Source organism: Streptomyces sp. NPDC098101, assembly GCF_044760185.1.
Taxonomy (GTDB): Bacteria; Actinomycetota; Actinomycetes; order Streptomycetales; family Streptomycetaceae; genus Streptomyces.
In genome coordinates, this window is the sequence record NZ_JBIWAS010000014.1 from 1 (window position 1) to 1,532 (window position 1,532).

1 rRNA gene is annotated in these 1,532 nt (G+C 56.9%); it reads left to right on the plus strand.

Features of this window, described 5'->3' with window-relative positions:
• Positions 1 to 1,501, plus strand: a 23S ribosomal RNA gene (locus ACIQVI_RS32810); the annotation flags it as partial.
• Positions 1,502 to 1,532 lie beyond the last annotated feature (31 nt).

Genomic DNA, 1,532 nt, shown 5'->3' on the forward strand with positions numbered 1-1,532 from the left:
GTAGTAGGTAAGCGATGGGGTGACGCAGGAAGGTAGTCCAGCCCGGGCGGTGGTTGTCCCGGGGTAAGGGTGTAGGCCGTGTGATAGGCAAATCCGTCACACACTGAGGCTGAGACCTGATGCCGAGCCGATTGTGGTGAAGTGGATGATCCTATGCTGTCGAGAAAAGCCTCTAGCGAGTTTCATGGCGGCCCGTACCCTAAACCGACTCAGGTGGTCAGGTAGAGAATACCGAGGCGTTCGGGTGAACTATGGTTAAGGAACTCGGCAAAATGCCCCCGTAACTTCGGGAGAAGGGGGGCCACGCCTGGTGATCGGACTTGCTCCGTGAGCTGGGGGTGGCCGCAGAGACCAGCGAGAAGCGACTGTTTACTAAAAACACAGGTCCGTGCGAAGCCGTAAGGCGATGTATACGGACTGACGCCTGCCCGGTGCTGGAACGTTAAGGGGACCGGTTAGTGACCTTTCGGGGTTGCGAAGCTGAGAACTTAAGCGCCAGTAAACGGCGGTGGTAACTATAACCATCCTAAGGTAGCGAAATTCCTTGTCGGGTAAGTTCCGACCTGCACGAATGGCGTAACGACTTCTCGACTGTCTCAACCATAGGCCCGGTGAAATTGCACTACGAGTAAAGATGCTCGTTTCGCGCAGCAGGACGGAAAGACCCCGGGACCTTTACTACAGTTTGATATTGGTGTTCGGTTCGGCTTGTGTAGGATAGGTGGGAGACTGTGAAGCCGTGACGCCAGTCATGGTGGAGTCGCCGTTGAAATACCACTCTGGTCGTGCTGGATGTCTAACCTCGGTCCGTGATCCGGATCAGGGACAGTGTCTGATGGGTAGTTTAACTGGGGCGGTTGCCTCCCAAAGGGTAACGGAGGCGCCCAAAGGTTCCCTCAGCCTGGTTGGCAATCAGGTGTTGAGTGTAAGTGCACAAGGGAGCTTGACTGTGAGACCGACGGGTCGAGCAGGGACGAAAGTCGGGACTAGTGATCCGGCGGTGGCTTGTGGAAGCGCCGTCGCTCAACGGATAAAAGGTACCCCGGGGATAACAGGCTGATCTTCCCCAAGAGTCCATATCGACGGGATGGTTTGGCACCTCGATGTCGGCTCGTCGCATCCTGGGGCTGGAGTCGGTCCCAAGGGTTGGGCTGTTCGCCCATTAAAGCGGTACGCGAGCTGGGTTTAGAACGTCGTGAGACAGTTCGGTCCCTATCCGCTGCGCGCGCAGGAATATTGAGAAGGGCTGTCCCTAGTACGAGAGGACCGGGACGGACGAACCTCTGGTGTGCCAGTTGTCCTGCCAAGGGCATGGCTGGTTGGCTACGTTCGGGAGGGATAACCGCTGAAAGCATCTAAGCGGGAAGCCTGCTTCGAGATGAGTATTCCCACCCACTTGATGGGGTAAGGCTCCCAGTAGACGACTGGGTTGATAGGCCGGATGTGGAAGCCCTGTAAGGGGTGGAGCTGACCGGTACTAATAGGCCGAGGGCTTGTCCTCAGTTGCTCGCGTCCACTGTGTTAGTTCTGAA